Below are 19,193 nucleotides of genomic sequence, written 5' to 3'. Positions count from 1 at the left end.
CACGAAGCGAAGCGCCGCCCTCTTCCTCTGAAGAGTGCGACGCCAGGCCACAAAGCCGGCAACCGGAAATCAGGATTCCCGGCTTTCCGTATCTGTGGATGTGCGGGTGAATGCCGCACCGGCGCGGTAGAGGGCTCGTTCCGCCGCCTGGATGCTGCCGGTTTCCCACGCAGCCTCCGCCCAGACCGAGATCGGGAAATCCCCGGTGAAGAGCAGATCCCGCTCGATCCCCATGCCGAAGGGCAACCGGACCCCACGCAGCTCTTCCAGGCTCCACGAGCCGAGTTCGGGGTAGCCGATATCGGCCAGGCCGAACATGATGTCGCCGCCCTGATCCAGCTCGGTGGCGAGCCAGACGCCCGCGCCGAAGGGGTTGAAGAATTTCACGACGGGGATGTGATCCCCGCCGCGCTGGCATCCATTGGCCAGAAGCCGGTCACGCTGTGTTCCGGTCAGGAGGATCATGCCGCGACCCTCCCGTCGATTGCAGCCGGATCCGGTTCCCCGGCATCTTCGGCCGGCAGATGCGCCAGCAGCCAGTCGGCCGCCTTACTGGCCTGTGAGGCCGCGCGGACAATGGCGCGGTTATCCTCGCGCAGCACCTCCAGCCAGGAGCCGATGTAGTCGGCATGGCGCACGGTCGGCACGATGCCGAGCGAGGCGCAGCAGAAGGCCGCGTTCATCTCAGCCACCAGCTCCTCGAAGGCGTATTTCTTCGTGCCGAAACTGCCCGAAAAATCCCGCCCCAGGCGCGAGGCATGGCCTGTGGCGTGACCCATCTCGTGGAGCGCCGTCCTGTGCCAGTTGATCGGTTCGAAATAGGCGGCCGGTGGCGGCACCTGGACATAGTCGAGCGCCGGAACATAGAAGGCGCGATCCCCGCCGATGCGGAAATCGATACCAGTGGCACAGATCAGCGCCTCGACCCTCGGCTCGATCATGCCTGGCGGTGGTGGTGGTGCCTCGACAGCGATGTCCTCGGGCAAGCCTTCGCATTGCGCCGCGTTGAACACGGTGAAACGCTTCAGGAACGGGACGCGTCCCGGTTCTTCACCGGTCTCGCGGGCTCGGCGCTTCTCGTCTTCCGGGGTGAAGCGGTCGGCATAGACGACCGTCGTGCCGTGCTCGCCCTTACGGACATTGCCGCCGAGGGCTGCCGCCTGGCGATAGGTGAGCCAATGCTGGGTCGGATAGCCGTTCTGGACCACGGCACCCCAGAGGATCAGCACATTGATCCCGGAATACTGCCGCGAGGTCGCGGCGTTTCGCGGCATGGCAAGCGGCGCTTTCGCCGCAGTCCCCCAAGGCTGGACCCAGGGAAGCCGTCCTTCCTCCAGCTCGGCGATGATCTTGTCGGTGATGTCGTCATAGAGATTGCTGCGGGCGCCGCCTGGGCGAGCGCGGTCCTGTCTGGCCATCGGGATGATCTCCGCGACGGGCGCCGGAGGCCACTCCTCCAGCACTCAACCCGTCACGGAAAACCCGTCCGCACTCTCCCTCTCAGGGGGCGTTGCGGGGTCTCCCCGCTGAAGGGGGTGCGCCGGCAACGATAGTGCCGGCCAGGGGGAAGGCCTTCCCCCGTCAGGCCCACGGCAAGATGCGCGTTTATTCGCGGGAACAATAAAAAGAGCCCGCGCGAATGAAGAATCAGAAGCGAATAGCCGTCGCCGGTGTTGGCGTCTGCCGGTATGATGAGGTGAGTTTGGCGCTCAGGCTTGGAAAACTAATGACGCAGCATGACCAGCACATCGCCACGTGGCGGGATGCTTTTCGCGACGAGACAACGGGCATCCACAGAACCATTCAGGATCTGCTCTGGAACTACGCCGCCTTTCGCACGACGGTTCGGATCGTCCGTCTTGCAAATGAGAAGAGAGGCTCGAGACCCCCGCTTAACCAGATGATGTTCAATCTCGTTTCCGAGGGATACTGGTCAAGCCTGCTTCTCGGCACTCGCCGACTTCTCGATAAGGCCCCGATCAATGGCCCCAAGGGAGTTTACTCGATCCGATCTGTCGTCAACGACGTGAAAGCGAGCCAAAACTGGTTGACCAGGAGAATCTACGTCGAGAAAGTGCTTGACGCGCAATACGATCTCGATCGCCTGCATCAAGAACAACATGACCACCTCGTCGCCGCAAATGGGCGTCCGGTGTGGGGTGATCCAGAGCTCATGAAAAGTCAGGCCGCGCATCGGCATTTCGATGTTTTGAGCGGCGTGTCTCCATCAGGGCGTAACCCGAGCGATCTGATCTCAGCCACGGTATTGGAGAAGATCGAAACTCGGCTCGCCAGCCTTGATCGAATTGCCGAGCACGTTAACTCGCATGTTGCTCATGCCGGGAACAAGCAAAGTCGGCAGGACAGGGAGCTTGGTGATTTCGACATTCGCGATGCCGAAAAGACTCTCAGGCAGTTGAAGGAAATCGCGGATCTGGTCGGAGTGTGGTTCGCCAACGAAGGCGGTGCGGGCCTCGCCACATATCTCGGTGACCAATTCGAGGGCCTCGATCATGCGGTCGTAGACAGCGCCGACCTTGCCGACCTTTTAGAGCAATGGCGATTGATCGATAGAGAAATCGCAGAATGGTCGATCCGGCCAGAAGATTTGTGACCCCCGAGAGGCAGGCCGATTCGTTGGTTCGAACCGATACCGCCTTCTGTCAAAGCCACCGGCTTTACCGAAAATCCCGCGCCTTCACCCTGATACCGCCGGCCCCCGGCCCCTGCTGCCCGTCCGTCGCCACCTCGCGCTGCACGACAGTCGCCAGATCCCGCGACAGATCGACGATCCGATGGGCGACGAGATGCACGATCTCGCCCTCGCGCTGAACGCGGCCCCGCACGGCGATCATGCTCGATGAGAGAATGACCCGGCGATAGCGCTCGAAAATCTTCTGCCAGACGACGAGATTGGCGATGCCGGTCTCGTCCTCGAGCGTGATGAACATGACGCCATTGGCCGAACCGGGGCGTTGGCGCACCAGCACGATCCCGGCAGCCTCCAGCCAGCGCTGATCACGGGCCGCCATCGCCTCGGCGCAGGTGACGATCCGGCGCCTCGCCAGGTCCTCGCGCAGGAAGGAGACCGGATGGCGACGCAGCGACAGGCCGATATGCCCATAATCCTCGACCACCTCGCGGCCAGCAGGCATCGCTCTGAGCGCGATCGCCGGCTCGTCGAGTTCCGGAACGGTCCGTCCCTCGCGCTCCGAGGCGGCGGCGAAGAGCGGCAGTTCCTCGTCGCGCAGCCCCTTGATGGCCCATTGCGCCTCGCGCCGGGCCAGACCGAACGCCGGGCGGAATCCGTCGGCCGCCGCGATCTGATCGAGCGCCGCCACGGGTACACCCGCCCGCCGCCAGAGATCGTCGACCGAGGTGAACATCTCATCGCCCTGGGCCGCGACGATGGCGGCGGCATGGGCATTGGCGAGACCCTTGACCATCCGCAGCCCGAGGCGGACGGCGAATCGGCTTTCGTCTCCGGTCGGCTCCAGCGTGCAGTCCCAGCGGGAGGCATTGATGCAGACCGGGCGGACCTCCACTTCATGCTCGCGCGCGTCGCGCACAATCTGGGCCGGCGCATAAAAGCCCATGGGCTGGGCGTTGAGGAGCGCAGCGCAGAAGACATCCGGGTGCCAGCATTTGAGCCAGGCCGAGGCATAGGCGATCAGCGCAAAGCTCGCCGCATGGCTTTCCGGAAAACCATAGGAGCCGAAGCCTTCGAGCTGCTGGAAGGTCCGCTCCGCGAAGTCCTGCTCGTAGCCACGCTCGATCATCCCCGAGATCAGCCGGTCGCGGAACTTCGAGACCCCGCCGGTATGCTTGAAGGTCGCCATGCTCTTGCGCAGGAGATCGGCCTCGCCAGCGGTGAAGCCCGCGCATTCGATGGCAACGCGCATCGCCTGTTCCTGGAACAGCGGCACGCCGAGCGTCTTGCCCAGCACCTTCTCCAGCTCGGGCCGGGGATAGTCGACCTCTTCCAGACCCTCGCGCCGGCGCAGATAGGGATGAACCATATCGCCCTGGATCGGCCCCGGCCGCACGATCGCGACCTGCACCACCAGGTCGTAATAGGTCCGGGGCTTCAGGCGCGGCAGCATGGACATCTGCGCCCGGCTCTCGATCTGGAAGGTGCCGAGTGTGTCGGCCTTGCGGATCATCGCATAGGTGCGCGGATCCTCGGCCGGGATCGACGCCAGATCGAGGCGGATATCCTTGTGCTCGGCCAGCAGGTCCAGCCCCCGGCGCATGCAGCTCAGCATGCCGAGCGCCAGGACATCGACCTTCATGAAGCGCAGCGCGTCGATATCGTCCTTGTCCCATTCGATGATCTGGCGCCCCTCCATCGCCGCGGGCTCGATGGGGACGAGATCGTCGAGCCGGTCGTGGGTCAGCACGAAACCGCCCGGATGCTGCGACAGATGCCGCGGCGCGCCGCGAAGCTGGGCGGCCAGTTCGAGCGTCAGGCGCAATCGGCGATCTTGCGGGTTGAGATTGAGATCGCGGAGCTGCTGCTCGGTCACACCGGCCTCGGACCAGCCCCAGAGCTGGCCGGACAGCGTCTGGATCAGGTCTTCGGGAAGCCCCAGGGCCTTGCCGACGTCCCGCAGCGCGCCCTTGGAGCGGTAGCGGATGACGGTGGCGGTTAGCGCGGCGCGCTCGCGGCCGTAATGCTCATAGACCCACTGGATCACCTCCTCGCGCCGCTCATGCTCGAAATCCACGTCGATGTCCGGCGGCTCCCGGCGCTCCTCGGAGACGAAACGCTCGAAGAGGAGATCGTTGCGGCCGGGATCGATCGCGGTGATACCGAGCACATAGCAGACGGCCGAGTTCGCGGCCGATCCGCGCCCCTGGCAGAGGATGCCGCGCGACCGGGCGAAGCGGACAATGCTGTTCACCGTCAGGAAGTAGGGCGCGTAGTCGAGCTTGCCGATCAGGGCCAGCTCATGCTTCAGCGCCGCTGTCACCTCGTCGGGGACACCCTCGGGATAGCGGCTCGCCGCGCCCTCCCAGGTCAGCCGCTCCAGGGTCTCCTGCGGGGTCAGCGCCGGATCGTCGCGCTCTTCGGGATATTGATAGCGCAGCTCGTCGAGCGAGAAGCGGCAGCGATCCGCGATCTCACGCGTCCGGGCCAAAGCCTCGGGCCAGCGCGCGAAGAGCCGGTGCATTTCGGCAGGCGGCTTCAGATAGCGGTCGGCATGGCGATCGCGCCGGGTGCCGAGCGCATCGACGGTGAGATTGTGCCGGATCGCGGTGACGACATCCTGCAGGATGCGGCGTCCGGGCTCATGGAAGAGCACGTCATTGGTCACGACGGTGGGCACACCTAGGCCCGCAGCGAGCGTCGACAGCTCCCAGAGGCGCATCTGGTCATTGGGCCGCCGGCGCAGCGTCAGGCCGAGATAGGCGCGATCGCCAAAGGCATCGCGCAGGCGCCGCAGCCGCAGACCGCAGGTCTCGTCGGCGAGGTCCGGCGCCAGGACCACGATCAACCCCTCGCCATAGGCGACCAGATCGTCCCATTCGAGATGACAGCGCGCCTTGCCCGCCCTCCCCTTGCCCAGCGACAGCAATCGGCAAAGCCGTGAATAGGCCGCCCGGTCGGTCGGATAGACCAGCACCGACATGCCGCAGGCAAGATCGAGGCGGCAGCCGACGATCAGCCGCACCCCCGCCTCCTTCGCCGCCTCATGGGCGCGCACGATGCCGGCCAGCGTGTTGCGATCGGTCACGGCGAGCGCCTCGATCCCCATCGCGGCCGCCGCGGCGAACAGCTCCTCGGCCGAGGACGCGCCGCGCAGGAAGGAGAAATGCGACGTCACCTGCAATTCGGCGTAAGCGGGCGCGCTCATCCGAATATCCCGTGCAGGAACCAGCGATGCGAGCCGGTGGCCGCATCCTCGCCATCGCCGGAGCGGAAGATCCAGAAGCGTTCGCCGGCATCGTCCTCGACCCGGAAATAGTCCCGCACAGCGATGAGCTCGGCATCGCGTTTCCACCATTCCCCGAAGATGCGCTCGGGGCCGTCGGCCCGGCGAACACGGCGGCGCACGCCCTTCCAGGAGAACCAGTTCGGAGGATGGTCCGGCAGCAGCGCCATGGTCTCGATCGGCTCCGGCTGGGAGAGCAGCCGCGAGGGGCGCGGCCAATGGTCCGGCCAGCCTGCGCCCGTATCCTCGGCAAGCGCCGGCAGGCGGCGGACCGAGCGTTCGGGCACATCGCTCGCCACCGGGGCGAAGCGATAGACCGCCCGCGCGCCGACCCGGTTCGCCAGCGTGTCGATCAGGCCGGAGAGATCCGGCGCCCCCTCTTCGATCAGGCTGCTGGCCGCCTGTTTCAGGGCCAGCGGTTCGGCCAGGGTGGCGGTCAGCGACATGATCTCGACGCCGAAGCCTGGCGCGATCGTCTCGATCTTGTCGCAGAGAAGCCGGGTCAGGCGCGCGGGATTCCGCACCGGCATGGCCAGACCGATGCGCACCGTCTCGACCCGGTTGTCGACGCGGTAGCAGAGCAGGTCGAGACGGCGCGCGCCAAGACCCCGCCCTTCGAGCGCCTCGCAGAGCGCCATGACCAGCTTGCGAATATAGCGCGCGATGGTCTCGGCGGCGCCTATGGGTTCGGCGAAGACGCGGCGGACGGAGACCAGCTCCTCCAGTCGGATCGGCTCGATGGGTTCGGCGACCGCACCCAGGGCCTGATCGAGACGCCGGCAGAGCTCCGGGCCGAAGCGCCGGGTCAGGGGCGCACGGGGCTGCCCGATCAGGTCGCCGATGCGGACAAAGCCCAGGTCATTCAACCCCACCGCGATCGCGGGCGGCAGGCGCAGTGCTTGCAGCGGCAGCGGCGCGAGGACCGGGACGGTTTCGCCGGGAGGGGCGACAAACAGCGGATCGGCCGCGTAGCGCGCCAGCGCATGGGCCGCGCCCCAGCTATCGGCAATGGCGGCGCGGGCGGTGACGCCGGACATGACAAGCCGACCGGTCAGCACCTCCAGCATGGCCGCCTCACCGCCATGCAGATGGTCGGCGCCGGTCGCGTCGATGACGATCCCGTCCGGCGCGTCGGCGGCGACGATAGGTGAGAAGCGTTGCAGCACCCAGAGCGCGAGGCGTTCGAGGCTGTCCAGGTCGGCCCGCGGGTCGGCGGGCTCGATGTGGAGGCCGGGCACCATCGCCTGGGCCTTGGTGACAGGCATTCCGGCGCGCAGGCCGAGCGCCTGCGCGGCCGGATCGGCCGCCGTCACCACCCGGCGGTTCTTCTCCTTTCCGGCGATGACCAGCGGCGCCTCACCGGGCGGCGCTGCGTCGCCCGCCTTCCGCCGCAACCGGTCTGTCGGCCAGTTCGGCAGGAAGACAGAGATGACCCGAGCCATCGCACGCCTCCAGTTCGATATCGAGACATTCGCCCGCCCGCGCCCGGATCAACTCAACGAGCCAGCGCGGCCGTCCAACACCGGGAACCGGAAGGGGCGCGGACGGCAGCGCCGAGATCCGCCAGCGGGTCATCGCCGCCGTCGGCTGCCCGAAATCGCTCGCCTCCGCCTGCCGCCGCCAGCGGCGCAACGCGATGCAGATCGTCGCCGAACCTTTCGCGGCCAGATGCAGCCGCCGCGAGGCGGGCATCGGCAGGCGCGCGACGTCACCGACGACCGCCCCCAGCCCGCCATGCCGCAGCCCTTCCTCCATACAGGCGAGAGTCGCCTTGTCGTCCCCGGCTTCGACGAAGATCACCCGGCCGGGCGGCAATCCGGCCTGCTCCAGCCCCGGTGCGAAGAGATCCTGGAGCGCCACGCACCAGAGCACCTGGCCGGCGGTGCGGGCGGCGATCCCGGCGGTGAAACAGGCGGCAGCCGCGCCATCCACCGCCCCGTTGCCGCCTCCGGCGACTTCATGGAGGCATCCGAGCGCCAGTCCGCCACCGGGCAGCTTGCGATCCAGCGGCGCGATCCCGAAGGGCAGCACCTCGTGCGGACGCACGCCATCGCCTTCGAGCCGCGCGATGCGCGCCCGAAGTTCGGCAATGGCTGGGCTGTCGGCACGGCTGGGCATATGAGGATGGCGTCTCCGGGGCTTTGCACTGGTCGATTCTGTTGCTATGTTCTTTATTTGTTCTCTTGTGGGTCGAGAGTCAATCTCGGCCATCCCGGAAGTGATCGACGGCGCGCGATGCCCTATGGTGGCGTAAAGTATTCGCAAGGAGAGTAGTGGGGCGATGTGCAACCTGTATCGCATTACGACCAATCAGCAGGCGATCAGGGATTTCGTGGCCGCCACCCATGACAGCATCGGCAATCTCGAACCTTCGATCGACGTCTATCCCGACCGGCCGGCTCCGGTGGTGCGCAACACCGATGGCGGACGGGAACTGGCTTCGCTGACCTGGGGCATGCCGACGCCCATCGAATATCTGAAGTCCCGCGATGCACCGGACACCGGCGTCACCAATATCCGCAACACGGCCAGCCCCCATTGGCGCAAATGGCTCGGAGTTGAGCATCGCAGCGTGGTCCCGGCCACCGCCTTTTCCGAATATGGGCAAAAGCCCGATCCGGTCACGAAGCGCAAACCGCTGCACTGGTTCGCCCTCGATGAGACCCAGCCCCTGTTCTTCTTCGCGGGAATCTGGACGCCATGGCGCGGAACCCGCGGATCGAACCGGACCCCGCGTCCGGGCGATCATCAGCTGTTCGCCTTCCTGACGACCGAGGCCAATGGCGTGGTGAAACCGATCCATCCGAAGGCCATGCCCGTCATCCTGACGGGCCGTGACGAAGTCGAGACCTGGCTAACCGCCGACTGGAAGGAAGCGAAGGACCTGCAACGGCCGCTGCCCGACGAGCGGCTGGTGATCGCGGAGACGCCAGCGAGCGCAGCCGCCGATGGCATGTTGCCGGGCCTCTGACAATGATCCGGAGGACGAAAATGGGCCGGAAGGAAGAAGAACAGTTAGCGGCGACGCTCGCCAAGGCGATGGCGATGATCTGCGTCCGCAACAGCATGCTGGAGGACCTGCATGCGGGGCCGGTCCCGGTCACGAAGACCGGTGACTATTCCGATGTCTTCGTCATCGACGCCGACGGCAACCACATCCCCTGGGGAAGCGTGTCGCGGTTCGACGATGAGGAGATGCGCGACCTGATGCGGCAAGTGGTCAATCGCCTCTACACGTTCCAGACCTGTTTCGCAGAGCCCCAGTTTCAGGCGGTGATCGACAAGTGGCTCGGGGTGACGCGCACCTGGGACGAGCCGGTTCTCGACGAGCGCCTCGCGGGAAGGCCAGTATAGATTTCCTCGCTCCGGCAATCATTGCGCTCGAACGGCTGCTCATATGAGCCCTTCAAGCGTCCAGGCTGATAATCTGGGTCCAATAGCTGATCCGTTGAGCAGGCACGGCGTCCCGCTCTCTCAGCGATCTCAACATATCCAAGATCGGCTTGGTTCGCGAGGTAGGCAGCACGGGCCTCGGCATGGTTGGCATGCGATCAACGCAAATCGATCCGTGCGACCAGCGCCTCCTCCGCTTCAGTGAAGGCGAGCCTGTAGCGGTTCGCCGCATCCATCCGTTTGCTCATCTCAGCGTGATCCTATTGGCTTCGACGTGACGAAAAGCCTTCGACCGGCACGTGAGAAGTATCACCTGCATCCGCTTCGAAGCGTCCTGCAGGATGTCGGTCATCGTCTCCAAGCGGGCATCATCGGAATAGACGAGAGGGTCGTCGAGGATCAGAGAGATCGGCGCTCCATCCTCGAGCAGGAGGTCCGCAAACGCGAGCCGAGTCAATATCGCCAACTGCTCCTGCGTGCCTCGACTGAGATCACCACAGGATTCATCGATCCCCGCCCTCGTGAGGCCGGTCAGCCCGAGCTCCTCGTTGAATGACAGATCACATCCGGGAAGAAGCTGCTGGATGTATCGACTAGCCCGAGCCGTGACGGGTGCGAGGAATGTCCTCGACGCTTCATTCGCGGCATCCGACAGCGCCTCGCGGAGCACCTCAAGCATGTCGGCCTCATGCCGCAAACGATCGCAAGCGGCGATCGCGGCCTCCTCTTCCTCCCGCGTTTCGGCAAGGCGACCGGCAGGCCCGTTTGTCCCTTCCCTAACGATCGTGGATTCGAGCGACGCGATCCGGGCGGTCAGTTCAAGTCGTTCCTCGCCGGCCCGGCTGGCGGCACGATCGAGGTTCACAATGCGGCGTCGGATAGCGTCGGCGTCGAAAGACGTGGCGCTTTCGCGCGCCTTCTCGAGAGCTTCGAACTTCGCGGCACGCTCCCGCTGAGCCTCACCGCGCGCCGCTTCGAGCGTTTCCCGATCCCCGATCTCTAGGAGGTTCCGGAGATCTTCAGCCGCAGCCTCGGATTCGCGGATGGCTGCGGAATAATCGGCTTCGGCCGTTGCGAGCGTACTCTCCGCCTTCGACAGAGCCGTCCTCCCGTCTTCGCGCTTTCCGGATGCGGCAGCCTCGGCGAGCTTGGCGTCGACCACCGCCTTCTCCAGCGTGTCGACATTGTCGGTTGGGGCGACAACGTCGGCGATGTCGCCCAGCTCGGCCACGAAGGCGCGCAGGGCATCTGCCCCGGGCGCCAACCCGATTGTCGGATCTCCAGGACATGCCGAGGCGATCTGTGTCCGGAGCGCCTTCAACTCGCGCTTGGCAGCGGAGGCCCGTTCGTTCCGGGCCACGCCCTCCGCATGCGACTTGATGCCGAGCGACCGCAAGGCGGAAGCGAGTTCTTCCGTCGCCGCTGCAAGATCGGCCTCAATGGACTGACCCGAACCCTGCGGCGGGCGCACGACTAGGCTGCCCGCATCACCCAACTCGAACTTGGTGGTCTTGAGGACGTCAACGCTGGTGACGTCGGTCGTCAACCCGTCAATCCTCAAAGATGCGCCCGCCCCGAGTTCGACTTCTACCTTCACAGCGCCTGCTTCGAACCGGGCGCGTGCCTGGATGGCGGCAAGCTCGAGTTCGGTAATCTCCTCAAGGTCGTCACTATCGACGGCCCCGGCGGAGTCATCAACCAGCGCACGCTCACGCTCCTCTAGCTCGGCTAGAGCTTTTCGCGCATCGATCGCGCGACGAGCGCCCGCGGCATTAGCGAACCCGCGCAATCGCGCGCGTGCGGAGGACAGTGCCTCCTCGTGTTTCTCCCTTTCCGCGCGAGCCTCGTCGAGCGCGGCGCGGAGTGATTTTTCCTCCTCACCGGCACGAGCAGCCTCAGCCTTGGCTTCGTCCCGCAGACGAGCCTTCTCTTCGAGGTATGTGCCGGCGGATCCGACGCGAGCCTCGGCTGCGTCCAATCGCTCGATCCTCGACGAAGCCGTCTTCGCGACCTCGTCGGCGCGTCCGAATTGCGCCTCCGCCGCAGTCGACCGCAGAGAGGCGGTCTCCGCGACCTTCTGGTCCGCCTCGAGCTTTTTTCGCTGCTCCGCCGCCTCTGGGTCGACGAGATCACGCTCGATAATCCTAAGCCGTGACCTCGCCGCGTCCAACTCGGTGAGAGTGTTCTCGTATTCATGGAAGTTGGTCTCGGCCGCCTGGCGGGCAGCCGTCGCCGTGGACACGCGAGCCTCTGCCACCGCTAAGTCGCCGCGCGACTTGCCCGTCGCCGATGTGCGCAGCGCTGAATATGCCGCTTCGATGCTGGCCCGGATCGCGTCAAAGCGTCGACCACCCGTCACCGCGCCGACTTCCGCCTCGAGCACTCCCCGAACGGTATCGCGCACGATGCGGTTTGGACTCTCCACGGAGAGTGCCGTCGCCTGCTCGACCCAGAGCATGCCAAGGGGCCCGCGCGTTTCGGGATCGCTGCCCCGGTTGTTGCCCCGCTCGAATCCGAGCAGCTCCTGCAGCGCTTCTTCGGCCGCATCGCTCTCTCGTCGCCCGCTCGCGCCGGTAAGTCGCACGGAGGGAGACTTCATGAACTGCTTCTCGAGCCTCCAAGTCTGCCCGTTGAGGCCGAAGCCGACAGTGACACGGGGCGCCACGTCATCACCAGTCGGGACATAGGAACGGACGAGTTCGGTCTTGGCGGAGTAGCGGATGAAGAAGGCCGCACGCAGGGCCTCCAATAGGGTAGATTTGCCCGTCTCGTTCGGCTCGACTACGATGTTCAAACCGTCGGTGAAGCCGTCGATGCGTAGCGGTTCGCGGAACTTGCGGAAGTTCTCGACCTCCAGGGATTTGAGGATCATCGCGCAACCTCCGCATCGAATCGCATCGCCTCGACATAGAGACGCTCCAGCGCCGCGGCGGCGATCTGGGCATCGGAACCCGATCCGGTAGCCCTGGCCTGTAGGGTAGCAGTCGCCCCGGCGAGCGCACCTTGGACATCGATTTGGGCGACGTCCTCTGCCGTCGGACGCGCGGTCAGGCCATCCGCGTCGAGTTCCAAATGCCGCAGTTCGTGCGCCAGACAGTCCTGGACGGCCGACGTCATCGTGACGCGGTCGGCGAGACTCACCACACCGACGAGATGGAGCGAAAGGAGCACGTCCGACAAACGCGCCTCGCTGCGGAGCGCGGCGAGTTCACGGTCCAAGTCTTCCATGTTCTCCATACTCCAGCGGCGCGACATCCAGCGATATCGACCGGTCTCGATCCGCTGCAGCTCGGGCGTTTCGTTGGATCGCAGGCTCACGCCGATGCAGCCGCCCGGCTCATCGCGCCCGAACCGGTCAATTTCAGGGGTCCCGCTGTAAGCGGTCCGGTCGCCAACCGTCAAAAAGCCATGCCAGTCCCCGAGCGCGAGGTAGTCAAGGCCCGCGGACTTGGCGCGATCCGGCGGGATCAGATTGGAGCTCTCTCCGGTGGCGCCAAACTCTGTGATGGAGCCATGTGCGAGACCGATGCGGAGTGCCCCCGGCGGCGTCGTCATATCGACCATCGCCGCGGAAGGATCGGACACCGTCTTCCGGTGCTCCAGGGGCGCCGGCAGAAGCCAAGCACCCTGCTCCATCTCAATAGGCTCGGGAGTGTCCACGATCCGGACTGAGGCAGGCGCACGCCCGCGCAGCCTGCTCCAGAGTCCACCGGCTCGCGCATGATCGTGGTTGCCCGGCATCAGCCACCAGGTGACCGACGCCCGCTGCATACGTGACAGCATCTGCGTGACGATGCGGTCGCCGGGTTCGACGTTGTCGAACACATCACCGGCGACGACGATGTGCGTGGCACCGCTGGATATTGCCGCAGCACCGAGGCGATCGATGGCATCGAGGCGAGCCTCAGCCAACGCACTACGCACCTCCTGCGGAAAGCGCCCGAACGGCTTTCCGAGCTGCCAGTCAGCCGTATGGATGATCTTGAGCGTCGCCACGAATCAGTTCCTCGTTACAGTGCCACACATGGATCACGCACCCACTGCTACCGGAGCTTGCGCCTCCGTCGGGTCCGGGATTTCCTCATCGCGGAAGAAACGCCACATGGCACGGACGAGGCTCTTCAGCATCTCGCTCTCGTGGCCCTGTTCTTTAGCACGGAGAAGTGTCTGATAGACGATTTCCGGTATCTTCTGCGCATCGTTGCTCGGATGCACACCAAAGGGTTCGCAGGCAGCAGCAAGGCACGCCGTGTGTACTTCAGGCGTGAGATCCTCCTTGAGCTTGTGCTCCAATGTCTTTTCGAAATGCGCGTAACAATCGCTGATGAGGTCGCTAGTGGGCGCGGCGTCGATCTGATCGTTCGGCTTAGCGAGCTTGCTCAAAGCAAGATCGGTTGCCGGCGTTCGTTTAGCCTCGGGTAACTGCTGGTCGCAATCCCATAGCATGAAGGTTGGAATACCCAGCTCGCGAAAAATCACATAGGGACGATCGAGATTGGCTTTGCCTTCGGTTGACAGGATGGCGATGCCGGCCGCCTCGAAATTCACGCCGAGCATCCGCGCCGTCGCGGTGAGCGCCGCTTTATCGCTTCGGCCCTCAACCAGAATCACACCGGTGGCGAAAAAGCCTTCGGCCAATTCAGCACCGAGAATGTGCAACCGCGGCATCAAAGTCTGTGCACTGAAAGTGCCAGCGGGCTTATTCCAGCCGCGTTCGAGCTTCTGCGCAACGGTGCCGAGATCCAGCGCTTGCAGGCTGCATTGCTTGAATTCACTGTCGTCACAATGCGAGCGCCGGGTAAGCCTGATCTCGTCGGCCTTCCCCATCGAAATGAACATTGGCGAGTGCGAACCGAAGATAACCTGTGTGTGGCCCTGCGCGCCAGGGAGCGTACCGCTACTCAAGCCCCGCAGCACTTCCGCGAAGTGCCGCTGTTTGGTCGGATGCTGATACAGTTCGGGTTCTTCAATTGCGAGGATAAGCGTCGGTGCCTGCGCCATGACCGCAGCCGCAGCCGCAGCGGGCGCGTCATCACTGCCGTCAACGTCACTATCAGGGGGTGCCTCGTCGCCCTCCGGCACGGCAGTTCGCGCAAGATGCTGGAGAAGTGTAAAGATGAAGGCACGCTGGAGGCCGTGACCTTGCCTGTCCACCGGTCCACCGAAGCCTTCGTCCTTGAGAAACACATCCGCCATTGGCAACGGGACTGGCATCTCGCCGACCTCGCGCCAGGCCAACGAAACTTCAGCATCTTGATACAAACCCCGCAGGTCGGCGGTGAGGGTCCCAGCGAGCGCACCGAGTTCAGGCATATTTTCGGCGGATACCAAGGCCTGGTAGGCCTCGGTCAACTGCGCCTTGAACGCTTGAACGTCCGGCCGCTGAAGGATCTGACTGCGCACTAGCAGTTCGAGTAGTTTGCCGATGACGCTCGTCTTGCCGTCCGCCGCGTCCGCTGATGCGTCGCGAACCGCCGGAATGAACACGAAGCTCGTGTGCTGCTGGAGCTTGCCTCGGCTGTTGTTCTGGAATCCGAAAAACTGACCATCGTCGGGCAGCAGCACCAACTGATCGGGATGCTCAGCCTCCCAGGTTAGCATCGCCTGGTCGACCGCTGCCGCACTGCCAGCAGTGGGAAGGTCGGCGTAGAGTGGGTTATTCTCGCGCAGGGCATTATAAGCAGCGCGCTTGGGTGTGGCTGCGGAATGAGCCCGAACAGCGACGAAGTCGGGAATCTGTGGAACGACACCATGATAGCGTCCACTTGATGGACCTCCGTCAAAAATGCGGGTGACGACCAACCTACCATCCCGCACCCGATCCTCGAACGCTGCGGCTTCTTGCTCGCTAAGCTGGTGAAAGGTTAGTTCAATCTCGATCGGCTGCCCTTGATCGCGTCCAAAGAAATCGTCAGCGTCGCAGTTTTTCGTAGTCGAGTAGAACTTCTCGATAGCCTTCAAGATTGAAGACTTTCCTGCGCCATTGCCGCCGATCAATGCGGTGTGTGCGCCAAAAACGACTTCGACATCGCGAAGTGAACGGAAATTTCTGATGCGAGCACGCTCAAGCTGCATGGCATTTTCCCCCGAGTACACCAGTTGTCGAATCCGAGCGGCGGGAATGCAAGTGCGATGAACAGCTACTCCATCAAGTCGCGCCTACCTCGCACGGCAAAGCCTTGGTCACACTGGGCGCTGAAAAGCTGCTTCCAGGATCAGCGGATCATCGTCGAAACGACAGAGAAGGGGCGCACAGTGAGTTAGTTTGATCTCGCCAGGCGGTCGACGGCGTGGAACTAACGTCTACGGGTTGCACCACCATTCTTCGCCATCGGGCCAGGGTCTGGCCAGCCTTTCGGCAATCAGGATGTCACCGATGTCGCGACCACCGATTCTGATCGTCACGAGCGTCCGCGTGCCGGTGTTGTCCGGCTCTCCATATTCGACGGTCCAGTCGTGCGAGTTCAGCAGCTCGATCACCCGATCACTGGCTCGGTGTGCCAGCGCGATTTCGGCGTCGCCACCACAGATGTGGGTTTGCGGTTCCGGGGTGTCGTAGCCTTCCATGCGCAGCTTTTCCCCGTCGATCCAGATCGTGTCGCCATCAACGAGGCAATATTCGTCGGCGGTACGGGCCTGGCCGGGAACGCACTTCGCAATCTGCGGCCGAGGCTGAGCCTTGGCAGGTTCGGGCATGCCGCCGACCGCCCAGAATAGCGCGAAGGAAAGCACGAACATCTGCCAGTGGAATGTGGGCAATGGGGGAGGACGAATTTGCATGGGCGGATCTGATCTACTTCAATCTGACTGAAGGGGCGGATCGCTACGGTTGGAGGCCAGCCAAGCTTTCACCCACCGCCCTCGCCGAGCGAGGCAGCGATGTCGCTGATCGAGCGGAGCAGAACCAGGGGATCATCCCTGGAAGGCTCGAAGCCACGCCGCCTCCAGAACTTGGCCGCCTCCCCGTCGACGGCGTTGACCAGCAAGGCCCGCCCGCCGATCAGCGATGCGGCCTGAACGCAGCGCTGGAGAGCATGCTTCACAAGACCGGTCCCGATGCCCAGCCCTGCCCATCCGGTGTCGGTTGCGAGTTGGCCGAGCAGCATACAGGGGACCGGGTTGGGCGGCTGCCCCGTCCTGATCGAACGCGGCAGAACCGAAGGCACCACACCGGTAGGCGCGAGGCCGTAGAAGCCGACCACGCGCCCAGCCTCATGCACGACGAGGACGGCGGTGAAGCCCTTCTGCTGATTGGAGAGGGCGCGTGATTTCAGCCAGTGGTCAAGCGTGGGCTTGCCACAGGTGAACTCGGACACATCGTGTTCGGCAGAGAGCGGTTCAGGACCCGAAAGGTGCAAGAGCTTACCGCTTCGCCACGTAGCCGGGCTCCCATGGCGCGGGCCGCTTCAGAACGTCTACCATCTCCGGAACGGGAGCGGCCGGACGCGCCAGCACATCCATGAACTCGGCGAAGCCCTCCGGGCTCATCCGGATCAGGCCCTGCTCCATGACGACCTCCTCGGCCGCGCGCACAGCGGCGTCGCGCACGAAATCGGTGCGCGAGCGGCCGCGCAAGCTGGCGGCGCGATCGATCATTGCGACATCCGCCTCGGGCAAGCGCATCGAGATCGGGTATTCCTTGCGTTCGGCGGTCGTGGCCATGGCGAATCTCCTTGGTCGGCATATAGCGCCTTGTATCGCGAATTACAATACGATAAGGTTGCGCCTACAGTCAATGACCTCATGAGGAGAGGCGACGAGGCCAATGATGACCGGGCCAGCGAGGGATTCCGATAGGTTATTTTGCTACGCCATGGCTCGCCAGGACACGCTGAGCTACGCGATAGCACGCTCACCCGCGCCAATTGCCGCCGAATATTCGCCTTCAATTTCCGTTGCTTATGCTTCCCTCGGGGCGAATGCTGCAAGTTATGACCTTGCGAGCCCCAGGAAACCCGGCAAAGATGACAGGAGGAGAGCGCGAAGCGCTGCTCGAATCCTTGCTGCTGGACGTGCCGGAGCTGACGTTTACGCCACGCGGCAATCCCGACCCACGCCTTCTGCGACTGGTCGGCATCCTGGCGAGGCAGGCGGCGCAGGAGTGCTATGCAGAGGAAGTGATGATGTCACGGCAAAGGAGGAAGCGCTCCTCCTGATATGGATGGGAGCCAAGTTTTGAAAGTCGCGATCTACGCTCGCTATTCTTCCGACAATCAACGCGACGCTTCCATCGCCGACCAGTTCCGTATGTGCCGTCTCCATGCCGAGAAGCAGGGCTGGCACATCGTCGAGGAGTATTCGGACCACGCGATCTCCGGCGCCTCGCTGATCCGGCCGGGCATTCAGGCGCTCATGGCCGACGCAATGGGCGGCCGCTTTGACCTGATCCTCGCCGAGGCGATGGACCGCCTCTCCCGCGACCAGGAAGACATCGCGGGCATCTTCAAGCGCATGTCCTATGCCGACGTGAAGATGTTCACCCTGTCGGAAGGCGAGGTGACGCATCTGCATGTCGGCCTCAAGGGCACGATGAATGCGCTGTTCCTGAAGGATCTGGCCGACAAGACCCGCCGCGGGCAGCGCGGCCGCGTCGAGGCAGGCAAATCGGGTGGCGGCAATGCCTATGGCTACGATGTGGTCAAGAAGTTCGATGCGAACGGCGAGCCGATCCGCGGCGATCGCACCATCAACGAATTCCAGGCCGAAGTCGTGCGCCGCATCTTCCGCGACTATGCCGCCGGCAAATCGGCCAAGACCATCGCCTTCGCCCTGAACAAGGAAGGCATTCCCGCTCCGTCAGGCGGCGACTGGGGCTTCAGCACGATCAACGGCAACCCGAAACGGGGCAACGGCATCCTCAACAATGAGATGTATGTCGGCAAGATCGTCTGGAACCGACAGCGCTTCGTCAAAGATCCGAGCACCGGCAAGCGGCAGGCCCGCCCCAACCCGGAAGAGGAATGGGTCATCCAGGAGGCGCCGGAGCTGCGCATTCTCGACGACGACCTCTGGAGCGCGGTGAAGGCGCGACAGGAAAAGAACAAGATCGCACGGAAGGAAAACGGCGAGGCCGATCTCTCCCGGATCAATACCCGCCGCCGTCCCAAATACCTCTTCTCGGGACTGACCAAATGTTCCTGCTGTGGTGGCGGCTATTCCGCGATTTCGGCGACGCTGATCGGATGTGCGACAGCGCGCAACAAGGGGACCTGCAACAACCGGGTCAACATCCGCCGCGACGAGCTTGAATCGCGTGTACTCAATGCGCTGCGCACCAAGCTCGTCGATCCGGAGCTCTTCGCCCATTTCTGCGAGGTCTTCACGCAGGAGATGAACCGCCTGCGCATGGAAGGCCGTGCGGGTATCGCGTCGGCCGAGGCGGAACTGGCCAAGGTCAACCGAGAACTGGAAAAGATCCTCGACCTGTACCTGAGCGACGCCCTTTCGGTCGACATGGTGAAAGAACGCAGCAAGAAGCTCGAGGCCCGAAAGACCGAACTGGAACAGTTCCTGGCCGAAGCCGACGAGCCGCCACCGCTGCTGCACCCGAGCATGGCACTGCAATACCGCAAGCGGGTCCAACAGCTTTACGACGCTCTGCAGGACGAAGATGAGGGGAAGCGGATCGAGGCCGCCGACACGCTGCGCTCGCTCGTGGATCAGATCGTGCTGACCCCAGTCGACGGCAAGGTGGAGATCGACGTTCAGGGCGATCTCGCTGGAATCCTTACGATTTCCACGCAAAGCAAAAACCCCGCAGCGGGTGCTACGGGGTCGCAAGTAAAGATGGTTGCGGGGGCAGGATTTGAACCTGCGGCCTTCAGGTTATGAGCCTGACGAGCTACCGGGCTGCTCCACCCCGCG

Annotated in this window: 16 protein-coding genes and 1 tRNA gene; 5 read left to right on the top strand and 12 right to left on the bottom strand. The window is 64.1% G+C overall.

Annotation, left to right across the window (positions count from 1 at the left end):
- Positions 1 to 69: 69 nt before the first annotated feature.
- The gene (locus DKP76_RS15735) at positions 70 to 465 is read right to left on the bottom strand and encodes a DUF2958 domain-containing protein (protein WP_012092593.1); all 396 of its coding nucleotides are present in this window, start codon (positions 463 to 465) and stop codon (positions 70 to 72) included.
- Positions 462 to 1,418 carry an ArdC family protein gene (locus tag DKP76_RS15730; protein WP_036749324.1) on the bottom strand — a complete coding sequence of 319 codons (957 nt, stop codon included), beginning with the start codon at positions 1,416 to 1,418 and terminating at the stop codon, positions 462 to 464. The genes DKP76_RS15735 and DKP76_RS15730 overlap by 4 nt, the downstream gene beginning before the upstream one ends.
- Before the next feature lie 221 nt (positions 1,419 to 1,639).
- Between DKP76_RS15730 and DKP76_RS15725 the strand changes: the two genes are divergently transcribed.
- Positions 1,640 to 2,614 carry an AbiU2 domain-containing protein gene (locus tag DKP76_RS15725; protein ID WP_012092591.1) on the top strand — a complete coding sequence of 325 codons (975 nt, stop codon included), beginning with the start codon at positions 1,640 to 1,642 and terminating at the stop codon, positions 2,612 to 2,614.
- Between the two features lie 64 nt (positions 2,615 to 2,678).
- On the opposite strand, the gene DKP76_RS15720 is transcribed toward DKP76_RS15725, so the two are convergent.
- From DKP76_RS15720 to DKP76_RS15710, 3 genes are read right to left on the bottom strand one after another with little or no spacing between them, the layout of a single operon-like run.
- Entirely contained in the window at positions 2,679 to 5,858 is a 3,180-nt protein-coding gene (locus DKP76_RS15720) for an error-prone DNA polymerase (RefSeq protein ID WP_109707746.1), read from the bottom strand.
- On the bottom strand, positions 5,855 to 7,378 hold the full coding sequence (locus tag DKP76_RS15715) for a Y-family DNA polymerase (RefSeq protein WP_012092589.1): 1,524 nt from the start codon (positions 7,376 to 7,378) through the stop codon (positions 5,855 to 5,857). Before DKP76_RS15715 ends, DKP76_RS15720 begins: the two co-directional genes overlap by 4 nt.
- Complete coding sequence (locus DKP76_RS15710; protein ID WP_012092588.1) at positions 7,293 to 8,054, bottom strand: ImuA family protein; 762 nt, start codon at positions 8,052 to 8,054, stop codon at positions 7,293 to 7,295. Before DKP76_RS15710 ends, DKP76_RS15715 begins: the two co-directional genes overlap by 86 nt.
- Before the next feature lie 163 nt (positions 8,055 to 8,217).
- Here DKP76_RS15710 and DKP76_RS15705 point away from each other — a divergent pair, with 163 nt between their 5' ends.
- Positions 8,218 to 8,907: an SOS response-associated peptidase gene (locus DKP76_RS15705; protein WP_028034378.1), complete on the top strand. Its 690-nt coding sequence runs from the start codon at positions 8,218 to 8,220 to the stop codon at positions 8,905 to 8,907.
- Positions 8,908 to 8,927: 20 nt separating this feature from the next.
- Complete coding sequence (locus tag DKP76_RS15700; protein WP_012092586.1) at positions 8,928 to 9,290, top strand: hypothetical protein; 363 nt, start codon at positions 8,928 to 8,930, stop codon at positions 9,288 to 9,290.
- A gap of 283 nt (positions 9,291 to 9,573) precedes the next feature.
- Here DKP76_RS15700 and DKP76_RS15695 read toward each other — a convergent pair whose 3' ends face one another.
- The 6 genes from DKP76_RS15695 to DKP76_RS15670 all read right to left on the bottom strand — a co-directional run bounded on the left by DKP76_RS15695 (position 9,574) and on the right by DKP76_RS15670 (position 16,991).
- The gene (locus DKP76_RS15695; protein WP_012092585.1) at positions 9,574 to 12,201 is read right to left on the bottom strand and encodes an AAA family ATPase; all 2,628 of its coding nucleotides are present in this window, start codon (positions 12,199 to 12,201) and stop codon (positions 9,574 to 9,576) included.
- Positions 12,198 to 13,325, bottom strand: coding sequence for a metallophosphoesterase family protein (locus tag DKP76_RS15690; RefSeq protein WP_012092584.1), 1,128 nt, complete (start codon positions 13,323 to 13,325; stop codon positions 12,198 to 12,200). Before DKP76_RS15690 ends, DKP76_RS15695 begins: the two co-directional genes overlap by 4 nt.
- Positions 13,326 to 13,358: 33 nt before the next feature.
- Positions 13,359 to 15,404, bottom strand: coding sequence for an ATP-dependent nuclease (locus DKP76_RS15685; protein WP_012092583.1), 2,046 nt, complete (start codon positions 15,402 to 15,404; stop codon positions 13,359 to 13,361).
- Between the two features lie 228 nt (positions 15,405 to 15,632).
- A complete protein-coding gene (locus DKP76_RS15680) occupies positions 15,633 to 16,109 on the bottom strand; it encodes a thermonuclease family protein (RefSeq protein ID WP_012092582.1) in 477 nt (158 codons plus the stop codon).
- A 68-nt stretch (positions 16,110 to 16,177) separates the two neighbouring features.
- Entirely contained in the window at positions 16,178 to 16,645 is a 468-nt protein-coding gene (locus DKP76_RS15675) for a GNAT family N-acetyltransferase (protein ID WP_223850374.1), read from the bottom strand.
- Between the two features lie 46 nt (positions 16,646 to 16,691).
- Positions 16,692 to 16,991 (bottom strand): type II toxin-antitoxin system TacA family antitoxin, encoded by a 300-nt coding sequence (locus DKP76_RS15670; protein ID WP_012092580.1) that lies wholly within the window; start codon positions 16,989 to 16,991, stop codon positions 16,692 to 16,694.
- A 302-nt stretch (positions 16,992 to 17,293) separates the two neighbouring features.
- On the opposite strand from DKP76_RS15670, the gene DKP76_RS15665 reads away from it, so the two are divergent.
- Together DKP76_RS15665 and DKP76_RS15660 are read left to right on the top strand one after the other, a co-directional pair.
- Positions 17,294 to 17,485 (top strand): hypothetical protein, encoded by a 192-nt coding sequence (locus DKP76_RS15665; protein ID WP_012092579.1) that lies wholly within the window; start codon positions 17,294 to 17,296, stop codon positions 17,483 to 17,485.
- Positions 17,486 to 17,504: 19 nt separating this feature from the next.
- Positions 17,505 to 19,160 carry a recombinase family protein gene (locus DKP76_RS15660; protein ID WP_012092578.1) on the top strand — a complete coding sequence of 552 codons (1,656 nt, stop codon included), beginning with the start codon at positions 17,505 to 17,507 and terminating at the stop codon, positions 19,158 to 19,160.
- Here DKP76_RS15660 and DKP76_RS15655 read toward each other — a convergent pair.
- Positions 19,117 to 19,193, bottom strand: a tRNA-Met gene (locus DKP76_RS15655). The two genes, DKP76_RS15660 and DKP76_RS15655, sit on opposite strands and share 44 nt — an antisense overlap.

Source organism: Falsochrobactrum shanghaiense, from assembly GCF_003149535.1.
In the GTDB taxonomy this organism is placed as follows: Bacteria; Pseudomonadota; Alphaproteobacteria; order Rhizobiales; family Rhizobiaceae; genus Brucella; species Brucella shanghaiense.
Note: the sequence above shows the minus strand (reverse complement) of the source record. Positions and strands in the feature narration are given on the sequence as shown.

Excerpts from the sequence above, each read along its gene's own strand:
- DKP76_RS15735 (WP_012092593.1), bottom strand. The coding sequence starts at position 465 with ATGATCCTCCTGACCGGAACACAGCGTGACCGGCTTCTGGCCAATGGA.
- DKP76_RS15730 (WP_036749324.1), bottom strand. The coding sequence starts at position 1,418 with ATGGCCAGACAGGACCGCGCTCGCCCAGGCGGCGCCCGCAGCAATCTC.
- DKP76_RS15725 (WP_012092591.1), top strand. The coding sequence starts at position 1,640 with ATGAAGAATCAGAAGCGAATAGCCGTCGCCGGTGTTGGCGTCTGCCGG.
- DKP76_RS15720 (WP_109707746.1), bottom strand. The coding sequence starts at position 5,858 with ATGAGCGCGCCCGCTTACGCCGAATTGCAGGTGACGTCGCATTTCTCC.
- DKP76_RS15715 (WP_012092589.1), bottom strand. The coding sequence starts at position 7,378 with ATGGCTCGGGTCATCTCTGTCTTCCTGCCGAACTGGCCGACAGACCGG.
- DKP76_RS15710 (WP_012092588.1), bottom strand. The coding sequence starts at position 8,054 with ATGCCCAGCCGTGCCGACAGCCCAGCCATTGCCGAACTTCGGGCGCGC.
- DKP76_RS15705 (WP_028034378.1), top strand. The coding sequence starts at position 8,218 with ATGTGCAACCTGTATCGCATTACGACCAATCAGCAGGCGATCAGGGAT.
- DKP76_RS15700 (WP_012092586.1), top strand. The coding sequence starts at position 8,928 with ATGGGCCGGAAGGAAGAAGAACAGTTAGCGGCGACGCTCGCCAAGGCG.
- DKP76_RS15695 (WP_012092585.1), bottom strand. The coding sequence starts at position 12,201 with ATGATCCTCAAATCCCTGGAGGTCGAGAACTTCCGCAAGTTCCGCGAA.
- DKP76_RS15685 (WP_012092583.1), bottom strand. The coding sequence starts at position 15,404 with ATGCAGCTTGAGCGTGCTCGCATCAGAAATTTCCGTTCACTTCGCGAT.
- DKP76_RS15680 (WP_012092582.1), bottom strand. The coding sequence starts at position 16,109 with ATGCAAATTCGTCCTCCCCCATTGCCCACATTCCACTGGCAGATGTTC.
- DKP76_RS15670 (WP_012092580.1), bottom strand. The coding sequence starts at position 16,991 with ATGGCCACGACCGCCGAACGCAAGGAATACCCGATCTCGATGCGCTTG.
- DKP76_RS15665 (WP_012092579.1), top strand. The coding sequence starts at position 17,294 with ATGACAGGAGGAGAGCGCGAAGCGCTGCTCGAATCCTTGCTGCTGGAC.